1 pseudogene is annotated in these 485 nt (G+C 64.9%); it reads left to right on the forward strand.

From position 1 onward, the window contains the following. Positions 1-102: 102 nt before the first annotated feature. Positions 103-485: pseudogene (locus VK92_RS38870) on the forward strand (formyltetrahydrofolate deformylase); the annotation flags it as partial.

Genomic DNA, 485 nt, shown 5'->3' on the forward strand with positions numbered 1-485 from the left:
GCCCCAATCGTCCTGATTTACTTGAGCCTCCCGCTACCCGCGTAGCGTGGCGCCCCGTCGCGCCGCCGCGCGGGTTGCGTTCCATGACATCCGAGGAATCTCATGACCGCCGACTCACGCCCCGATCAATTCGTCCTGACGCTGTCGTGCCCGAGCGCGGCCGGCCAGGTCGCCGCCGTCGTCGGCTTTCTCGAGCGCCATCGCTGCTACGTCGATGCGCTGAACGTGTTCGACGACGATCTCAGCAATCGCTTCTTCGTGCGCTGCGTGTTTCATCCGACCGATGAAACGCTGCAGATCGACGCGCTGCGCCAGGAATTCGGGCCGATCGCGACCGCGCTCGGCGGCGGCGGAGAAGGCGACACGCAATGGGCGATTCACGACGTGAATGCACGGCCGAAGGTGCTGATCATGGTGTCGAAGCTCGAGCACTGCCTCGCGGACCTGCTGTTCCGCTGGCGGATGGGCGAGCTGAAGATGGACAT

Source organism: Burkholderia sp. LK4 (assembly GCF_001043615.1).
Classification (GTDB): domain Bacteria; phylum Pseudomonadota; class Gammaproteobacteria; order Burkholderiales; family Burkholderiaceae; genus Burkholderia; species Burkholderia cepacia.